Below are 16,081 nucleotides of genomic sequence, written 5' to 3'. Positions count from 1 at the left end.
GGTTCCGAAGTATAAAAAGCCACCTTAGGGTGGCTTTTTTGTTGGTTTTGCTTTGGAGGTTCAGCAAAACTTCACCCTGGCCCTGTATTCTGTGGCGTTATCTATTAGAATAACGCCACTATCGATGACAAGCATGATTACAGGGATTCTTTTATGGCATTAAATGTAGTGATTCTGGCTGCCGGTAAAGGCACACGGATGAAATCAGATTTACCCAAGGTATTACACAAAGTGGCAGAGCGGCCGATGGTGCAGCATGTTATCGATACTGCCCGCGCCTTGGGTGCGGCTAAACCACAGTTGGTATATGGCTATGGCGCAGAGGCATTAAAAGCCGCCATGGCGGAGCAAAGTTTGCACTGGGTGCTGCAAGCCGAGCAACTGGGCACCGGCCATGCGGTAGCGCAGGCAATACCGAATATTGCTGATGATGACACTGTGCTGGTGTTATATGGCGATGTACCGTTAACCCGTTTAGAAACCCTGCAGCAATTGCTGGCAGTTAAACCGGCCAATGGCCTGGCGATTTTAACAGTCAACTTAGCCAACCCCACCGGCTATGGCCGTATAGTGCGGCAAAACGGTAAGGTAACCGGCATTGTTGAGCAAAAAGACGCTACGCCGGAGCAGCTGAAAATAGCTGAGGTAAACAGCGGTATTATGGCGCTACCCGGCAAACAGTTAAAAAGCTGGCTGGGCCGGCTGTCGAACAGCAATGCTCAGGGCGAGTATTACTTAACCGATATTATCGCTATGGCGCATAGCGAAGGCGTAGAGATTGCCACCGCGCAACCGCAAAACCCGATGGAAGTAGAAGGCGCTAATAACCGCGTGCAACTGGCGGCGTTGGAGCGCGCCTATCAGCTGCGTAAAGCCGAAGAGTTGATGCTCTCTGGTGCTAATTTGCGCGACCCTGCCCGACTTGATATTCGTGGCTCGGTAGAAGTCGGCAATGATGTGATGATCGACATAAACGTGATTTTTGAAGGCAAAGTAGTGCTGGGTAAAGGCGTAACAGTCGGCGCCAACTGTATATTAAAAGACTGTGTTATCGGCGATAACACACAAATTAAACCCAATTCAATGATTGAAAAGGCTACAGTCGGCAGCGATTGCTCGGTTGGTCCTTATGCCCGTCTGCGGCCGGACAGCGTGATGCTGGATGACAGTCATGTCGGTAACTTTGTTGAAATGAAAAAAACCACCCTGGGTAAAGGCTCTAAAGCCAACCATTTAACTTACCTTGGCGATGCGGTGATTGGTGCAAAGGTTAATGTCGGTGCCGGTACCATCACCTGTAATTATGATGGTGCGAATAAGTTTGTCACCACCATTAAAGACGGCGCCTTTATCGGCTCGAACAGTGCGTTAGTTGCGCCGGTTACCGTTGGCGTTAATGCTACTGTCGGTGCCGGTTCAGTATTAACCCGCGATGCTGCCGATGGCGAATTAGTGGTGGCGCGTGCTAAGCAGCGGCATATTGCTGATTGGCAACGGCCGGTAAAAATTAAAAAGTGAGCTAAAAAACAGCCCGCATTTGCGGGCTGTTTTATATCAGTAATACTACGGGGCTTCGGTTGCAACTCCCGCTTTGGCTCGTCACAGCAACTCGCCCTTATGCCTGCGGCAGGGCTCAAACACTCTGTGACGCCCAAATCGGGATTCCAACCTGCGCAATCTGATACTGCTTACTCTGCCTTATCCACCAGCACCGCAATAGCACCATCGCCGGTAACATTACAGGCGGTACCAAAGCTGTCTTGTGCCATATACAGCGCTATCATCAGGGCTACGGCGGCTTCGCCAAAACCCAGCATGGAGCCCAGCAGACCAACGGCCGACATTACAGCACCACCGGGTACGCCGGGCGCGGCCAGCATTACCACACCGAGCATAAAAATAAACGGCAGCATGGTTAGCAGGGATGGGATCTCAAGACCGTTTTGCATTGCCATTACTGCTACCGCGCAGCTAACGATGGTAATAGTAGAGCCGGATAAATGGATGGTAGCGCACAGTGGCACGGTAAAATCGGCGACATGCGGCTTTACACCGTTGGCTTTAGTGGCCTGCAGCGATACCGGAATAGTGGCAGCGCTGGACATGGTGCCCAATGCCGTAAAATAGGCCGGCAGCATGTTTTTAATTAACGCAAACGGCGAGCGGCCGGCTTTAATACCGGCAATGCTATACAGCGTGATAATCCATACCCAGTGCAGCACCACGGCCAGGATCAGCACTACGCCAAAGGTTTTCAGTGTGCCGAATACCGTACCGGCAGCCGCCATTTGCGCGAATACACCGGCGATATACAGCGGTAACAGCGGAATAATGATTTTGCTCAGTACCAGCTGAATAATATCACGGCCTTGATCCGACATCTGCTTGAGTTGCTGCGCCTGCGTTGCCGCTATGCCAAGGCCAAACACAAAGGCCAGTGTCAGGGCTGTCATCACGCTGAATACCGGTGGAATGTTCATTTCGACAAAGGGTGTCAGGCTGACACCGTTGGCCACTGGCGCCGCAGCGACGGCAGTGGTTAGCATCGGTACTATTATAGCGGCGACCACAAAGGCCAGCACACCGGCAACAATAGTCGACAGATAGGCAATGCCCAAAGTACGGCCCAGTAGTTTGCCCGAGTTACGTGGCAAGGCGGCGATACCGCTGGTAATAAAGAATAAAATCAGCAGCGGAATAATAAAGAACAGCAGCTGGCCAAACAGTGCTTTAAAGGTTAGCAGTAGCTGAGTCAGCCAATGTGGTGCGTACAGGCCGCATAAAATGCCCAGCACTATGCCGGCAATCAGTTTAATAATTAAAGCCATAGTTGTTTCTCGTTATAGTGTGAAAGTCCCCCGGGGAGACTGAGCATACCATAAGTTGTTTATGCTGGCTGCGCTTTGCTGGTCGGCTGTGTTTCACGTGGAGCATAGGCTAATTCAGCTAAAAGTCAGCAAACGCATACTATCGTCCGCTATTTGGTTACACTGGGTGTTGGTAGCAACTAGTTTAAACATAACAATGTGTTAATAAGGCTGATAAACAGATGAAAAAACTCATAGCTCTTGCGTGGTTAACCTTGCTGGTAAGTTGCAGCCAATTGCAGCAAATGTCGGCTTATACCGTCAGTGAGGCCGACGTTGAACAATTATTACGTGGCCAGGTATCTAAGCTGACACAGCAGGCAACGGTTGCCGGCATTCCGTTGAAAATGCAGGTTAACAGCATGCAGGTAGAGATAGGCCCGGATAATTCAGATTTAGTGCGGTTGAATACGTCGGCCAGTGCCGCTTTATCGTTATTTGGTTTAAGTTACCCGGCCAGTTTGCAGCTGCAGGTGGAAGGCGTGCCCTACTATGATGGCAGCGAAAAAGCCGTGTATTTGCGCTCGGTAAAGCTGTTGGATTCAACGATTGAAGCCTCCGGCTATCGCGGCAATCTGGCACCGGTAAGCAATGAGTTACTAAAACTGGTAAACAGCTTTTTAGCTGCGAATCCGGTGTACCGCTTAGATACAGCTAACCCTACGGTGAAATTGCTCACGGCAGTGCCGCTGAATATGGCGGTACAAAGCGGCCGTATCAGCTTTACGCCGGGTAAAAACTAGTACAAGTCGCGCCGGTAGCGCCCTTGCAAGCGTAACCGGTTTAGCTCGTTTTCACCTACGATATCGGTTAATACCTGATGCACGGCGCTGCCCATGCCTTGCAGGCTACCGCAAACATAGATAGCCGCGCCCTGCGCCAGCCATTGTTGCAACCGGTCGCGCTGTGCTGCCAGGGCATGTTGCACATAGTATTTGTCCGGCTGATCTTGTGAAAACGCCAGATCACAGTGCGTGATAAAGCCTTGTTGTTGCCACTGGCGGATATCTTTGGCGAAGAAAAAATCGGTATGTTGGCGCCGTTCACCAAATAACAACCAGTTTTGTTTATGCCCGCGCTTTACCCGTTGCGCCAATAAGGCGCGAATGCCGGCAATGCCGGTGCCGTTGGCAATAAAAATAACCGGTGGGTTGTCCGCCGGTAAGTAAAACGAACTGTGGCGGCGCAGTCGCAACTGCAGCGGTTGCTGCTCCATGGCCCAGGCCGTTAGCCAGCCGGAGCCGATACCTAAACTGCCGTTTGCTTGCTGCACCTGGCGCACCAACAGCATTAATTGCCCTTCTTCCGGTATCGACGCTATAGAATAGCTACGCAGCGGCAGCTTAGGCTGCGCCGCTAACCAGCCGGCTAAAGGCTCGCCGGTTGCCGGTGGTTGCACCTTGTCCAGTTGTAGCTCGGCCAGGGCCCAACACAAGGGTACGTGGCGGTCTTGATAATACACTGCCTGGCAGCCGTTAATCAGGTGCTTGGTCAGCCACAACGCCACGCTGCATTTACTGTTTTCCGGTTGCACTTCAAGCAAATCACCGGCCCGCCACTGCAGTGAGGTGGGCGCCTGCAGTTTAACGACATAGCAAGGCAAACCGCTACTGGCCGGGTTGGCAATATAACGGCTGCTCAGACCTGCGTTAAACCAAAGCGATTCGTCCGGTTCAACCGGCGCCTGTAAGGTAAGACTGCTGAGCAGCTGTTGCCACTGCGACAAGGCTTGCGGCTGGCGCTCAGTGCTGTCGAGTTCCAGCACCGGCTGCAGTGCTTTGGCTTCACGGCTGTGCAGCCATTGATCCAGCCAGTGGCCAAAGCCGCAAAATTGTTGATAGCTGCGATCACCCAGCGCCAATACCGCATATTGCAATTGACCTAACGATTGCTGCCATTGCTGCGCCAGTTGATAAAACCGGCTGGCATTATCCGGCGGCTCGCCTTCACCATAGGTGCTGACGACAAACAGCGCCTTTTGGTGTTGCTGTAATTGTTGTTGTGTCAGTTGATCCAACCCCGCCAGGGCTACCTGAAAGCCGGCCTGGCGCAGTTGCTGCGCACTGCGTTGGGCCAGCTGCTGCGCCATACCGGATTGGCTGGCATAGCCAACTAACCAGCTTTGCGTGTCGGCGGTATCAGGTGTATTGACGCGGGTTGTGCGGTAAACCCAATATAAACGCAGTATTAAGCCGGCTATCACCAGTTGGTTGCTCAGCCAGAGTAACTGCGCATCCCGGGTGCTAAACGGAGCCAGAGGTAAGTAAAGCCAATACAGCAGGGTAAGCAGCAACGCCAGCAATAAATGTTGCTCCAGCCAGGCGGCACCAGACAGCGATGGCAGTGGGCGGCAACCGGTTTTTAGCCGCCATGTCGCAACCAGCGCTGCCGCAGCGGGTAAATAAAGCAGCAGTAAAGTGTTGAGCGGCGCAGCGGTTGGCAAAGTGTAGCTGTAAAGCGGTAGTAGTATCAGTAGCGCTGCATTGAGCCATTCCAACGTATTTTGCCAGCGCTGTAACATAAAGCCTCAGAGAAAAAACAGGGGTGGCAAAACCCACCCCTTAATGTGCAAGACAAGTAAAACAACGACCAGAGAAGCCCATCCGGGGCCGGAACAACGTTCGTCCGTGAACGGTTAAGACTATAATACGAATAATTATCAAATGCAAATGGTTCTCATTAATCTTTTGCTGTTTGTCGCCACCTTGCGGCTGTTAACATTTGCGGCAATACTTCAATGATGGACGAACCGGATGCGGGTGTGATGTGAACACTGCAAGGAGCTGCTTAGCGCTGCTGATATGGCTGATTGTTTTGTCAGCGCCGTTGCATGCTGCCGCTGCTGCGGTATCTGCCGTGGCACCGGAGCCGGTTGCTTCTGTGTATAGCCGCTTTATTCACCTTTCTGCCCGACACAATATTTCACCTCTGGCCACGGCTATTGCTCAGGACAAGGCCGGTTTTCTCTGGCTGGGCACCCAACATGGCTTATACCGGTTTGATGGCGATAACGTGCAGGTGTTTCGGGCCGCCCCCGATGATGCCGGCAGTTTATCGGCAGATTGGGTGTCGTCCCTGCTGGTTGCCGCCGATGGCCGCTTATGGATAGGCACCCGTTACGGCGGCTTAAACCTGTATGACCCGGTAACCCAGCGGTTTAGCCGCCTGTCGCTGCCGCTATTACAGTCTGACAGCGGCACGGTGGAAATTTCGGCGTTACACCAGGACAGCAACGGTATTATCTGGCTGGGCAGCTATGGTGAGGGCGTGTTTCAGTGGCAGGCCGACAGCAATAGTATACAGCGGGTAGAGCTGCCGGCACAGGTTGACGGTGTCAGCAGCCGGTACATTAATGATATTTATCTGGCGCCCGATGGCCGGCTGTGGCTGGGTAGCGGCAATGCCCCCTTACGTACGGCAACAGAGCATACCGGCGGCTTAATCAGTTGGCAGCCGCAAAGCGGTCAGCTACGCGGCTATCACAGTGCTAATTCGGCATTACCGGCCGATTCTGTTAGCCGTATTCAGGCCGGCAGCGACAATACTATTTGGTTGGCTACTTATGGCGGTGGTATTGCACAAGTTAATCCGGATGACAGTGTAGTAGCGGTGGCGCAACCGGTGCTGTTTCAGCAGGCTCAGGTTGCCGATCTGCAGTTTGACAGCCAGGGCGGCATCTGGCTGGCAACTTATGGTCTTGGCTTGTGGCACCGGCCGGCGCACAGCGAACAGTGGCAGCATTTTGCCCGCCAGCCACAGCTGGCGTTCAGCCTGGCCGACAATAACCTGAGCCGGCTGCTGTTTGACCGCCAGGGCACGTTGTGGCTGTTAAGTCAGGCCGGCTTTAGCGGCTTAAGCCGTTTTGGTCGCGAAGTGCGTACTTTGCCGCATCTGGCAAACAACAGCGCTCTACTGCCTGCTGCCGACATCTTTGGTATCGATATTGTATCGCCGGAGCAGGTGTGGCTGGCAAACCGCCAGGGGGGCGTGCTGTGGTTTAATGCCATAACACACCGCTTGCAGCAGCATTTAGCCTTACCAGAGTTACCGCTGAACTCGCCAACCCTGGCTCGGGCCGTAAAGCAGGATAGCAATGGCCGGCTGTGGGTGGGCACTGATCAGGGCTTGTTTCTGCTGGCACCGGCGCAGCAACATTGGCAACGCCTGCCCCTGCTGAGCACAGATCGCCAGCCGCATATCAGCGTTATCTATCAGGATTCTGAACAACAGCTGTGGCTGGGGAGCCGCGGCGACGGTGTGTTTTTGCTCGGCGCAGACCGCCGTTTGCTGGCGCATTATCACCCTTTAGCCAGCGTAGCGCAGTACCAACTGCCGTTTGATGCGATTACCGCTATAACAGAAGATCATCTCGGTGCTATCTGGCTGGGCTCCACCGACAAAGGTCTGGTGCGGTTATCCGGCGCCGGCATTGATTATTGGCAGCAGCATACCGGCAGCAGCCACGGTTTATTATTTAACGGCATTCAGTTGCTGTACCAGCAAAACCGCCAACTGTGGGTGCGCGCCGGCAATGTGGATCACCGCCTGCTGCGCGACACGACGACACCAGCCCGTGTCAGCGGCTTTAAAGCCTACCGCAGCAGTGCCGATGACGATAACGCCTACCGCAGTGCCAATGATTTTCGTATGCTGTACCGTAACTACCTGTTGCCGCAGGGCGAAGGTTATCTGGAACTGGGTGAAGCGCATGGTTTGCAAAGTACCACCTGGATTGGCGCCTGGGCGTTAGCGCAGGGCTGGTTGTTTCGTGGCGGCCGCCAGGGGTTGGACTATTACCAACCCGGCCGGCTAAGTGGCACCACAGAGCCGGTAAGGGTGCAATTTACCGGGCTTAGCTTGTTTAATCAGCCGGTAACACCGGCCGGCGTGAACCACGACATACTGCCGGTTGCCCTGCCTTATCTGCCGCAGCTCAGCCTGAACTACCGCCAGGACATGTTTAGCCTGCACTTTGCTGCGCCCGACTTTGTCCAACCGCACTTGCGGCAATACCGCTACCGCCTGCAGGGCTTTGACCGCGACTGGTTGCAAACCGGTGCCGGCAATAAAGTCGCCACCTACACGCGGCTACCGCCGGGCAGTTATCAATTTTTGTTAGCCAGCCGCTTACCGCAGGGCTTGTGGCAGCATGAAATCAGCTTGCCGGTAACGGTATTACCGCCGTGGTGGATGAGTTGGTGGTTCCGCTTGCTGACGGTGCTCAGTGTATTGCTGGCATTAGGCTGGTGGCTGGCACACCGCATTCGCTGTGAACGGGCCATCCGTCTGCTGCTGAAGCAACAGGTCGCTGAACGCACTGCTGAGCTGGAAGAAAAGCATCAGGCGTTGCAGTTGTCATATCAGGATATGACGCTGTTGCAGCAACTGGGGCGCGAAATTACCGCCTCGCTGGACACTGACCAGGTATTGCGGCGCTGTCATCAGCATTTAAGCCGCATGCTCGACGCCCATGTGCTGATCATTGGCTTGTACCGCGAGCAGGAGCATAAATTGGAATTTGTGTTCTGGATGGAAAACAACAGCCTGGCGCCGGTGTTCGATATCAGCCTGAATTGCAGTGACGCCTTGCCGGTGGTGTGCTTTAGCCGGCAGCAGGAGCTGTTGGTAATGCAGCGGCCGGATTTTCTGCACTATATACCGCGTTTGCCGGAGCCGCTGTATGGCGAGCGGATGGAATCGGTACTGTATTTCCCGCTGGCAGTGGGGAATAAGCCGGTCGGGGTGTTATCGGTACAAAGCCCGCGGCCTTATGCATACAGCCAATCGCAAATCGCCTTGTTACGTATTCTGGCCAGCTATATTGCGATCGCGCTGGCCAATGCTGACTCTTACACCCGGTTGCAGGCGACACAGAAGCAGCTGGTCACGCAGGAAAAAATGGCCTCTTTGGGCAGTTTGGTTGCCGGGGTGGCGCATGAAATTAATACCCCGCTGGGTATCTGTGTTACTGCTGCCAGCCACCTGGAAACTGAACTTAACCTGCTAAAGGCCAACTATCAGCAGGGTGGCATGCAAAAAAGCCTGTTTGAACGCTTTTTGCTGCATTTCAGTGACGGCTTGCGCATTTTACAAAGCAATACCCGGCGGGCCGCCGATTTAGTGCAAAGCTTTAAGCAGATTTCAGTCGACCAATCGAACGACAGTGTGCGCGATATAGAATTGGTTAGCTATTTACGCGATGTGCTGCTGTCATTGCAACCGCAATTAAAAAAATACGGCTGCAGTGTCTCGCTCAAAGCGCCGGAGCAGCTGAAACTGCATACCGATCCCGGTGCTATTGCGCAAATTTTAACTAACCTGGTAATGAACAGCTTGCTGCATGGCCTTACCGATGTCGCAGAGCCGCAAATATATCTGCAGCTGCAAGCGGAGCAAACCGACTTACATTGGCACTACAGCGACAATGGTTGTGGCCTCGACGCCGCCAACCTGCAGCGCTTGTTCGACCCGTTTTTCACCACCAAACGCCATCAGGGCGGCACCGGCCTTGGCACTCATATCGTCTACAACCTGGTTACGGTACGGTTAAAAGGGCAAATTGATGTCAGCAGCCCGCCGGGATCCGGGTTGCATTACGTAATTCGCTTACCCGGCGTGGTGCCGGCTGGTAAAACACCGGCATAGCTTGCAAAAAATTTAAATGCCGCTAAAATATCTTTCGTTTCGAAACTTAAGCGAAAGAAATGAATAAACGCAATACCCAACAACGCCGGCATTTAATTGTCAGCCAACTGCAGCAACAGGGCGAACTGTCGGTAGAGCAGCTGGCTGTGCAGTTCAATACGTCGGAAGTAACCATTCGCAAAGACTTAACCGTGTTGGAGCAGGCCGGTTTACTGTTGCGCCGCTACGGCGGTGCCGTACCGGTGCCGCAGGATTTTGTCAGTGATTCCAGTTTAGAGAAGGTTTCAAAGCGAAAGCTGGCCATTGCCAAAGCCGCCGCCGGGCTGATTAAAGATCACTACCGCATTATTATCGACAGTGGCCGTACTACCGCCGCCTTATTGCCGGAATTGGCCGGCAAGCGTGGCCTGGTGGTTATGACCAACTCACTGGCGATTGCCAATGCGCTACGTGAGTTGGAGAACGAGCCCACCCTGCTGATGACCGGCGGCACCTGGGATCCGCAATCTGAAGCGTTTCAGGGCCAGTTAGCCGAACAAATGCTGCGCAACTATGATTTTGACCAGCTGTTTATCGGCGCCGATGGTATCGACCTCGCCCGCGGCACCACCACCTACAACGAGTTATACAGCTTAAGTCGGGTGATGGCGGAAGTGGCGCGCGAAGTCATTGTGATGCTGGAGTCCGACAAGCTGGGGCGTAAAATTCATAACCTGGAATTACCCTGGGCTATGGTCAAAGTGCTGATCACCGATGAAGGCTTATCGGTAGCCGACGCCAAACAAATTGAACAACAGGGTGTGAAGGTGATTCGGGTTCAGGCCTGATTCACTGCCACATTTTAACGTAACATCATAATAGTAAAGATTTTCGGAGAATAATTATGTGTGGAATAGTTGGCGCCGTAGCGCAACGTGATGTAGTGGATATTCTGGTAGAAGGCCTGCGTCGCCTCGAGTACCGTGGTTATGATTCGGCCGGTGTGGCAGTGGTTACCGAAGCCGGCGAGTTAACCAGGCTGCGCCGTTTAGGCAAAGTAAAAGAGCTGGCCGATGCTGTTGCCGAAAAGCCGGTGAGCGGCGGCACCGGTATTGCTCACACCCGCTGGGCTACCCATGGCGAGCCGAGCGAGCGCAACGCCCACCCGCATGTATCGAGCAATATTACTGTGGTGCACAACGGCATTATCGAAAACCACAGCCCGCTGCGTGATGCGTTAAAAGCCAAAGGTTATGTGTTCACCTCTGATACCGACACCGAAGTTATCGCGCATTTAGTCGAAGAAGAGCTGAAAAGCGCCGGCTCCTTGCTGGCAGCAGTACAAAAATCGGTTAAGCAACTGCACGGTGCTTACGGCACGGTATTACTGGATAAAACTGATAGCAGCCGTGTTGTAGTGGCCCGCTCCGGCAGCCCGTTGGTAATCGGCCTGGGTATTGGTGAGAACTTTATCGCCTCTGATCAGCTGGCGCTGCTGCCGGTTACCCGGCGCTTTATCTTCCTTGAAGAAGGCGATGTGGCTGAAATTACCCGCCACAGCGTCAGTATTTTTGATACTAACGGCAACGCCGTTGAGCGCGAAGTGCACGAGTCTAACGTAAGTTACGACGCCGGCGACAAAGGCCAGTACCGCCACTTTATGCTAAAAGAAATTTACGAGCAGCCAAACGCCATCAACAAAACGCTGGAAGGCCGTTTAAGCAGTGATTCCGTACTGGACGAAACCTTCGGTAACGGCGCAGCTGAGCTATTCAAAAAAGTAAAACACGTACAAATTGTGGCCTGTGGCACCAGTTATCACTCCGGTATGGTGGCGCGCTACTGGTTAGAATCGTTGGGCGGCATTTCCTGTAACGTTGAAATTGCCTCTGAATTTCGTTACCGCAAATCCTTTGTGCAGCCGGGCAGCCTGTTGGTCAGTATTTCTCAGTCCGGCGAAACCGCCGACACCTTAGCGGCACTGCGTCTGGCAAAAGACGCCGGTTACTTAGGCAGTTTAACTATTTGTAACGTGGCCGGTTCATCACTGGTGCGCGAATCAGACTTAGCCTTTATGACCCGCGCTGGCGCCGAAATCGGCGTGGCTTCCACCAAAGCCTTTACCACACAGTTGGTAGGCTTGGCCATGTTAACCCTGGCAATTGGTAAATATAACGGCTTAACTGGCGCGCAGCAGCGCGAGTTAACCGAAGCGCTGAAAAGCTTACCGGGTAAACTGGAGCAAGCCCTTACGCTGGCGCCACAAATTGAAGCCCTGGCGGAAGAGTTTGCCGATAAACACCACGCACTGTTTTTAGGCCGTGGCGATCAGTACCCTATCGCAATGGAAGGCGCGTTAAAGCTCAAAGAAATCTCTTACATTCACGCTGAAGCCTACGCCGCCGGCGAGTTAAAACACGGCCCGCTGGCGCTGATTGACGCCCAAATGCCAATTATCGTGGTAGCGCCAAACAACGATCTGCTGGAAAAGCTGAAATCCAACGTCGAAGAAGTACGCGCCCGTGGTGGTATTCTGTATGTATTCGCCGACGCCGATGCTAAGTTCCAGTCCGACGCCACTATGCGGGTCATCAACGTACCGCACGTCGCCGACATCCTCGCGCCTATCGTCTACACCCTGCCACTGCAGTTACTAAGCTACTACGTCGCCATTATCAAAGGTACCGACGTAGACCAGCCACGTAATTTGGCGAAGTCAGTTACAGTGGAGTAAGCCGCTACAATAAAGTTGCACTAAAAATGCCAAGGCCATCAACAGCTACTGTGATGGCCTTTTTTATTGTCGTTTTGCCAGCTTGGCTGAACTTACCAAACTGCTACAATCAAAATTCCAAAGCATTAAGGCGGCAGAAAATGACAACCTTAGTTCGAGCAAGTACTGGCAAGCAGAAAAAGCCTGAATGCAGACGAGCGGGCAAAACTGGCGCATGAGCTGATAACCAGCCTCGACCCACAGCATGGTTCCGATGTCGGGCAGCAATGGCAGGCGCTGCCCGAGCAGGGTGTGGACGAAATTGAAGCTGATTATGTTGCGGGTTTGTCGTGGCATGATATCAAGGCTAAGCTATCACTCTGATTGTTTTCCACGAGAATGCCCTCGTTCCTTTTAACTTACCGCAGTACAAAAAATTGCTTTGTTTTTTTACTGCGATTGGCTTAGTTTAAAGCCATAGCAAGGGAATGATAGTAAGGCAAATCGAAGTATGGAAATTAAGATCAAGACTACAGATGCTCTTAGTAATTTAGATATCGCTTATAAGTCTGTTAAAAGAGGGCTGTTAGCTACACTTGATCGAACGAGCGAACAGGGTAAAAAAGATTTTGAACGTTTAAAAAATGCGATTAGAAAATTTATACAAATTGATGATTTCTCTAATATTTATAATTTGGAAACGTCACATAATTTAGTTGTTTTTAATAAAATTTATGCTGTTTTTTCAATAGATGTACTATCTCATCAGCATGGGAAAATTTTTCTTATTTTCCCTACAGGCGCATTAAAAGAAGTTATTCCAACATATAGCAGTGAGGAGGGAGATAAGCATTTAAGCACATATAAAATGGAAGCCTCCGTGATAGGAATTGCTTTTCCAGTAAGGTCTGAAGTCCGAGAAATAGTACTAACACCGCTTTCAGATAAGGTTAACAATATTTATTCTTTGGTTAAAAAAGAAGAATCGACAAAAGCCAGAATTAATTTGATGGTTTCTGAAGAAAATAAACTGAGGCGCGATGTTGAATTAGTTCAAGGTAGGATTTCCACTTTAAAGAAAGAGTCGGAGGAGTTAGATAAAACCTTGAATTATTTGCAAGGGCAAATAGAAGAGAAGGAAGGCAAAGTATCAGTCTTGGACTCACAAATTTCTGCCCTTGTAAAAGAAAGAGGAGAGCAGGACAAATTACTTCAAGAAGTAAAAAGTGAAGTTGATAAAGCGGAAAAACAAAACATTTCAATGAATGAAAGCATAGATTTAAACAAGTCTACTATTACTGGTTTAGAAAAATCCGTCTCCACTTTGAAGCAGGAAATTACTGAGTTATCTCAACAAAAGAGCCTTTTTGATAATGAGTTGTCTGGTTTTAATGCAGAAGGTAAATCTCAATCAAACATTTATATTTTTATATCCTTCATTGTACTTTACTTACTTACCTATTCTGTATGCATCACGATTGATAGAGGATTGGATTTCCTTGATTATCCAAAGGACCAGAATATGTTGGATATCCTGATAAGCAGAATTCCTCTAACAGTCGGTATATCGCTGATAATATCGATGTGTTTTGGCTTTGCTTACTTCATGATTAATCAAGCAATTAAAATAAACTCCGACCGAATGAAGTTTATAAAAGCGTCGATTATCGCCAAGGATATGTGGATAGCTTCGGAGGGGGTTGATGAATTGTCAGCCTTCGAACGAGAAAAATTAAGACAGCAAGCAAAACTACAACTGATATCAAAGATATTTCATGATGTAAGTGGGCATAAAGAGCAGGATACGAAGTTACTGGATTTGTTAATTGAAACGTTGTCATCAAACAAAAAGTGATTGGTATAATGCTCGGTCAGTTTTGTCACCTTCCAGTTACCCAGCCAGATATCAACAATTTCCAGCGGCGCTATCCCTCAGGGGCAAGTCTTGCTTTTTGCCTGTAGCAGAGTCCTAGTATCGTTGTAAGAAGATCTGACTTAAAGTCCTTGGACGCTAACGAAGTCTATGCCTGAGAGAGCTCACTGCGGCTTGGACGTTTTGGGGTTGAGCTAACGAACAGTTCTGTAACGAAGAAATTGTGCTTGGATTAGCGGCTTTAAACTTGACAAAACTTGACGCTGGCTTACAATTCGTGCATGCAAAAAATACTCAATACTGATAACGCCGTTAAGGCGATGCAAACTGCTGGTCTGTCACAAACTGCTGTGGCGGAGCGACTTGGTGTGTCTAAAGAAGCGGTGTCGCAGTGGCTGAAAGCCAAGTCTTTCCCGCGGCCAGACAAGCTGTTGCAATTTGGCAAGTTGTTAAACCTGTCTTTTAGCGAGTTGGTAACCAAGCAAGACCCTTTTGCGCCTAAAGTGGCATTCAGAAAAATGAAGGGCACTAAAACCAAAGAGCACCATATTGAAAAGGCACAGGACATCGGCCGCTTTTTGCGTCATCTGGTGCCTTATGTGCCGTTTGATACGCTGGAAATGCCGCCGGTGCTTAAGGCACCGCAGAACGATTACGGTTATCTGCGTAGCGTAACCGCTAAGGTAAGAGAAGATATTCATTTAGGCCCGACAGATAGCGTTGATTTTACCCATCTGATACGCCGGTTTTCCGAGCTGCAAACTGTGGTGGTACCGGTAATGTGGGGTAATAAACAGCGACATGAAAATGCCGTACATATCTACCTGCCAGACTCGCAGACGACCTGGGTTTATCTGAACCTTGATACCAACATACATGACTTTAAGTTTTGGATGGCGCATGAGCTGGGCCACTGCCTGTCACCGAATTTAGACGGTGACGAGGCTGAAGATTTTGCTGACGCCTTTGCTGCCGCGCTGTTATACCCACATGAACTTGCAGAGCAGGCCTATGTGTCGATCACTGCACTGCCCTCCTCTGCAGCAAAAATAACTCATGTTCTTACTTTAGCGGATGATTTAACCATTTCGCCTTACACTGTTATGAAGCAGGTAAATAAGTATGCTGTTGCGACGAATAAGCCGGAGATTGAACTGAGCGAAAGAGCGTTTCCCGGCGCTGTTACTAACTTTAATAAAAAATATAAGAATCTGAGTGATGCTTTATTCGGCGATGCTGAACTGGATAAGCAAGGTAAGCTCAGTGCCCGTGAATATATCGCTAAAACCGAGGCTGCTTTTGAGACGCCATTTTTTGCTATGCTCAGAAAGTATCTGAAACAGCAAAACAAAGGTCCGGGGTTTGTCCAAACAGTATTGGATATGCCATTACTTGACGCACGGAGTATCCACTCAGAGCTAACCTGATGCCACAAGCAAAAATTCTGGTTGATACCAACGCCTACTTAAGGTTAGCCAAAACGATACGGCCCTTATTGTTTGTACCCTTCGGTGCCAACCAGTTTTGTTTGTACATTCTGCCCGAGTTAAATCAGGAGCTTGAAAACCGTAAACTGCAAAGCAAGTTTCCCTGGGTAGAAGAAGATGAATTTGCAGATAACCGTAAACACTTTCCTAAAATAAGCCGCAAGCAAAAGGCATCCATTCAACAAAACTTTGATTATATTTGGGATTATGTGCTGACTGAACATCCCGGCCCGTCCAGAGTAGATGTTTGGTATATCGCTTATGCATTAGAACTGGGCGTGCCGGTGGTAACAGATGATCAGGATATGACCGCGCTGGCTCACATTTTTGCCGCTGATGTTATGCCGACACTTGAGCTGCTGAAGATCATGTTAGATTGCGGCCATACCGATATGAAAACCATTAATGGCCTGTGCGATTACTGGCGCTATATTGCCGACCTGCCCGCCAACTTTAAAGCCGACTATCAGCGTTTATTTGGCGAACCGCAGTTATAACAAGGTGCTGTGCGCCAATT

General features: G+C 50.7%; 11 protein-coding genes. 9 read left to right on the top strand and 2 right to left on the bottom strand.

The window, feature by feature from the left end:
* Positions 1-153 precede the first annotated feature (153 nt).
* The gene (gene glmU, locus Q8O77_RS19715) at positions 154-1,518 is read left to right on the top strand and encodes a bifunctional UDP-N-acetylglucosamine diphosphorylase/glucosamine-1-phosphate N-acetyltransferase GlmU (RefSeq protein ID WP_305557374.1); all 1,365 of its coding nucleotides are present in this window, start codon (positions 154-156) and stop codon (positions 1,516-1,518) included.
* A gap of 170 nt (positions 1,519-1,688) precedes the next feature.
* Here glmU and Q8O77_RS19710 read toward each other — a convergent pair whose 3' ends face one another.
* Positions 1,689-2,828 carry a dicarboxylate/amino acid:cation symporter gene (locus Q8O77_RS19710; protein WP_305557371.1) on the bottom strand — a complete coding sequence of 380 codons (1,140 nt, stop codon included), beginning with the start codon at positions 2,826-2,828 and terminating at the stop codon, positions 1,689-1,691.
* A gap of 221 nt (positions 2,829-3,049) precedes the next feature.
* Here Q8O77_RS19710 and Q8O77_RS19705 point away from each other — a divergent pair, with 221 nt between their 5' ends.
* Entirely contained in the window at positions 3,050-3,610 is a 561-nt protein-coding gene (locus tag Q8O77_RS19705; RefSeq protein ID WP_305557368.1) for a DUF1439 domain-containing protein, read from the top strand.
* On the opposite strand, the gene Q8O77_RS19700 is transcribed toward Q8O77_RS19705, so the two are convergent.
* Complete coding sequence (locus Q8O77_RS19700; RefSeq protein WP_305557365.1) at positions 3,607-5,388, bottom strand: sulfite reductase flavoprotein subunit alpha; 1,782 nt, start codon at positions 5,386-5,388, stop codon at positions 3,607-3,609. The two genes, Q8O77_RS19705 and Q8O77_RS19700, sit on opposite strands and share 4 nt — an antisense overlap.
* 293 nt (positions 5,389-5,681) lie before the next feature.
* On the opposite strand from Q8O77_RS19700, the gene Q8O77_RS19695 reads away from it, so the two are divergent.
* The 7 genes from Q8O77_RS19695 (at position 5,682) to Q8O77_RS19665 (ending at position 16,061) form a co-directional block, all read left to right on the top strand.
* Positions 5,682-9,512, top strand: coding sequence for a sensor histidine kinase (locus tag Q8O77_RS19695; RefSeq protein WP_305557362.1), 3,831 nt, complete (start codon positions 5,682-5,684; stop codon positions 9,510-9,512).
* Positions 9,513-9,571: 59 nt separating this feature from the next.
* Complete coding sequence (locus Q8O77_RS19690; protein WP_305557359.1) at positions 9,572-10,339, top strand: DeoR/GlpR family DNA-binding transcription regulator; 768 nt, start codon at positions 9,572-9,574, stop codon at positions 10,337-10,339.
* A gap of 56 nt (positions 10,340-10,395) precedes the next feature.
* Positions 10,396-12,225 carry a glutamine--fructose-6-phosphate transaminase (isomerizing) gene (glmS, locus tag Q8O77_RS19685; protein ID WP_305557356.1) on the top strand — a complete coding sequence of 610 codons (1,830 nt, stop codon included), beginning with the start codon at positions 10,396-10,398 and terminating at the stop codon, positions 12,223-12,225.
* A gap of 165 nt (positions 12,226-12,390) precedes the next feature.
* A complete protein-coding gene (locus tag Q8O77_RS20125) occupies positions 12,391-12,588 on the top strand; it encodes an addiction module protein (protein WP_371133520.1) in 198 nt (65 codons plus the stop codon).
* A gap of 127 nt (positions 12,589-12,715) precedes the next feature.
* On the top strand, positions 12,716-14,059 hold the full coding sequence (locus Q8O77_RS19675) for a hypothetical protein (RefSeq protein WP_305557351.1): 1,344 nt from the start codon (positions 12,716-12,718) through the stop codon (positions 14,057-14,059).
* A gap of 299 nt (positions 14,060-14,358) precedes the next feature.
* The gene (locus tag Q8O77_RS19670) at positions 14,359-15,504 is read left to right on the top strand and encodes a helix-turn-helix domain-containing protein (RefSeq protein ID WP_305557348.1); all 1,146 of its coding nucleotides are present in this window, start codon (positions 14,359-14,361) and stop codon (positions 15,502-15,504) included.
* Entirely contained in the window at positions 15,504-16,061 is a 558-nt protein-coding gene (locus Q8O77_RS19665; protein WP_305557346.1) for a DNA-binding protein, read from the top strand. Before Q8O77_RS19670 ends, Q8O77_RS19665 begins: the two co-directional genes overlap by 1 nt.
* Positions 16,062-16,081 lie beyond the last annotated feature (20 nt).

Source organism: Rheinheimera sp. (genome assembly GCF_030690345.1).
In the GTDB taxonomy this organism is placed as follows: domain Bacteria; phylum Pseudomonadota; class Gammaproteobacteria; order Enterobacterales; family Alteromonadaceae; genus Alishewanella.
Note: the sequence above shows the minus strand (reverse complement) of the source record. Positions and strands in the feature narration are given on the sequence as shown.

What these genes read in the sequence shown, in the direction of transcription:
- Q8O77_RS19690 (WP_305557359.1), top strand. Translation starts at nt 9,572, where the DNA reads ATGAATAAACGCAATACCCAACAACGCCGGCATTTAATTGTCAGCCAA.
- Q8O77_RS19700 (WP_305557365.1), bottom strand. Translation starts at nt 5,388, where the DNA reads ATGTTACAGCGCTGGCAAAATACGTTGGAATGGCTCAATGCAGCGCTA.
- Q8O77_RS19705 (WP_305557368.1), top strand. Translation starts at nt 3,050, where the DNA reads ATGAAAAAACTCATAGCTCTTGCGTGGTTAACCTTGCTGGTAAGTTGC.
- Q8O77_RS19665 (WP_305557346.1), top strand. Translation starts at nt 15,504, where the DNA reads ATGCCACAAGCAAAAATTCTGGTTGATACCAACGCCTACTTAAGGTTA.
- Q8O77_RS19710 (WP_305557371.1), bottom strand. Translation starts at nt 2,828, where the DNA reads ATGGCTTTAATTATTAAACTGATTGCCGGCATAGTGCTGGGCATTTTA.
- glmS (WP_305557356.1), top strand. Translation starts at nt 10,396, where the DNA reads ATGTGTGGAATAGTTGGCGCCGTAGCGCAACGTGATGTAGTGGATATT.
- Q8O77_RS19675 (WP_305557351.1), top strand. Translation starts at nt 12,716, where the DNA reads ATGGAAATTAAGATCAAGACTACAGATGCTCTTAGTAATTTAGATATC.
- Q8O77_RS19670 (WP_305557348.1), top strand. Translation starts at nt 14,359, where the DNA reads ATGCAAAAAATACTCAATACTGATAACGCCGTTAAGGCGATGCAAACT.
- glmU (WP_305557374.1), top strand. Translation starts at nt 154, where the DNA reads ATGGCATTAAATGTAGTGATTCTGGCTGCCGGTAAAGGCACACGGATG.